Here is a 2522-nt window from a genome sequence, read left to right on the forward strand (position 1 = left end):
TTGCGCCATTGCTGGTAGGCCTCGCGCATGCCGGTTTCGTCGGTCGCATGCGCGGTCTTTTCGCCGTTCGCGGCGGTCGTCTCGCGGTTCAGCCCGCGATTCACGAGGATCGGCACGTCGGGGCCCGCGTGCGCGCCGCGCTGCACGCGCTCCCAGGCTTCCGCGTCGTCGGGGCTGCCGAAGCCGAACGGGCCCTGGAAGTGCTCGTGGATGCGCAGCCGCTCGCGGTTCGCTTCGTCGGGGCCGCCGTCCATCGCGAGCGCGACGTGGCGGATCTCGGTTTCGTTCGCGGAGATCGGCCGCAGCACGCGGAAGAACGCCATCGACAGCGCGAGGTTCGGGAACAGGTTCAGGTTGAAGCCGACGCCCATCAGCGAGCGCACGATGCGGCGCACTTCGTCCGGCGCATGGCGCTCGGCGAGCTTCGCCGCGAGCGGCGCGAAGCGTTCGGGCAGCGGTGCGCCGTCGTCCTCGTCGAGATCGATCAGCTCCGGCATCAGCACCGCAAGGCTGTGGCCGTTGCCGAGCCCGCGGCAGAACGCATGCTCGCTCGTCATGAAGCTCGTGATCGCGGCGGCCGTCTCGTCGTCGATCGACTTCATCCACGACTTGTGCACGACCGGGAAGTGGTAGAGGTCGGTGGTGTTCTCGAGCTGGATCTTCCAGTTGCCCTTGAACTTGAACTTGTGTTCGCCGTTCGCCTTGATCGGGTAGCCGGCGCCCTGTTTCATGAACAGGTCGATCCACGGCTTCGCGCCGCCGAGGAAATCTTCCAGCGGCTCGATCGCGTCGTTGAAGCTCGCGAAGATCAGCCCCTGGTACACGCCGACGCGCAGCTTCACGAGCGGCAGGTCGCCTTTGTCGCACACGCCTTCGTAGCCGTCGCCGTACGGCAGCGCGCGCAACGTGCCGTCGAGCGCATACGACCAGCTGTGATACGGGCACGTGAAGCCCTTCGCGTTGCCCTTGTGCGCTTCGCACACGGTCGCGCCGCGATGGCGGCAGCGGTTCTGCAGCACGTTGATCTCGCCGGTCTTGTCGCGCACGACGATCACCGGCTGGCGGCCGATCGTCGTCGTGACGAAGTCGCCCGGGTTCGGCAGTTCGCTGTCGTGCGCGACCCAGATCCAGGTGCGGTAGAAAATGCGGTCGAGCTCGGCTTCGAACAGCGCGGGGTCGTGATACATCGCGGGCGCGATGCGGTCGGGCTGCGCGAGGCCATGCAACGCGCGGGTGTCGATCGTCTGGTAGGCAATGTCGCTCATCGTCGTCGTGGGGAAAGAGTCGCGAAAATCGGGCCGCGCTGGGCGCAGCGTCCGGAGACCAGTCTCGTCTTCTGCTACATATTGGTCAAATTGATCTAAAATTGATGATCAAATAAATGCGGCAAATGATGGAGGTCACGATGACATCGGTCGATCATCTCGATCTGAACCTGTTGCGCGTATTCCAGGCGATCGTCGAGGAACGCAGCCTGACGAAGGCCGGCGAGCGGCTCGCGCTGTCGCAGCCGGCCGTGAGCTATTCGCTCGGCCGGCTGCGCACGCTGTTCGACGATCCGCTGTTCGTGCGGACGCGCTCGGGCATGCAGCCGACGCCCGTCGCGCTCGAACTCGCGGGCATCGTCGGCAAGGCGCTCGACATGGTGCGCGTGGCGCTGCGCTACGCGGAGCGCTTCGATCCGGCCACCAGCGCGCGCACGTTCCGGGTGTCGCTGTCGGATGCGGGCGAGATGGCGTACCTGCCGGCGATCTGCCAGGCGCTGCGCGAGCGTGCGCCGCGCGTGACGTTGAGCGTGCAGCCGCTGCCGGTGGAGGAGATCGAGGAAGCGCTGCGCGCGAGCCGGCTCGATTTCGCGATCGGCAACCTGCCGGAGCTGATGCCGCGCACGCGCCACCAGGTGCTGTTCGAGGAAACCTACGTGTGCATGACGGGGCGCCGGCGCGGGCTGCCGACGGCCGCTGTGCTGAGTCTCGAGCAGTTCGTGCGCGCCGCGCACGTCAACGTGAAATCGGTCGAGCACAGCCACCACGCGCTCGACGACGCGTTGCGCGCGCAGGGCGTGGGCCGCAACATCGCGCTCGAGGTGCCGCACTTCGTCGCGCTGCCGAGCGTGCTGTCGGTCACCGATCTGTATGCGACGCTGCCGAGGCGGCTCGCGCAGATCCTGAACCGCGACAACGCATTCCGCCTGTATGAACTGCCGGTCACGCTGCCGCCCGCGCCGGTGACGATGCACTGGCACGAGCACTTCCACGAGGACGAGGGCAACGCGTGGATGCGCGCGCTGCTCGCGGAGATCGTCGAGCGTTTCGACGAATGACGATCGGGCGGTGCGCGATGGCGCGCCGTGCGTGTCGCCGGCGATGGTCGGCATCGGCCTTCAGTGCGCCGGTGCATCGGTGCCTCGGTGCCTCGATCAAGCGCTAGATCGGCGCCGCAGCATGGCGGGGCGCTCGGCGCATCAGAGATCGAGCACGAGCACCGCCGAGCGCGCACGCGACACGCAGCAGCAGATCACC

2 protein-coding genes are annotated in these 2522 nt (G+C 67.3%); one reads left to right on the plus strand and one right to left on the minus strand.

Annotated features, from left to right (window positions below; translation table 11 throughout):
• Positions 1-1265, minus strand: a 1265-nt coding sequence (locus tag JMF90_RS33190) for a Rieske 2Fe-2S domain-containing protein (RefSeq protein ID WP_201326011.1), incomplete at its 3' end; no start/stop codon positions are given.
• 140 nt (positions 1266-1405) lie between these two features.
• Between JMF90_RS33190 and JMF90_RS33195 the strand changes: the two genes are divergently transcribed.
• Entirely contained in the window at positions 1406-2323 is a 918-nt protein-coding gene (locus tag JMF90_RS33195; protein WP_011694651.1) for a LysR family transcriptional regulator, read from the plus strand.
• The last annotated feature ends 199 nt before the right edge of the window (positions 2324-2522 follow it).

The organism is Burkholderia sp. E168m23 (assembly GCF_016586125.1).
Taxonomy (GTDB): domain Bacteria; phylum Pseudomonadota; class Gammaproteobacteria; order Burkholderiales; family Burkholderiaceae; genus Burkholderia; species Burkholderia orbicola.

Coding starts and splice junctions, on each gene's coding strand:
- JMF90_RS33195 (WP_011694651.1), top strand. CDS start 1,406: ATGACATCGGTCGATCATCTCGATCTGAACCTGTTGCGCGTATTCCAG.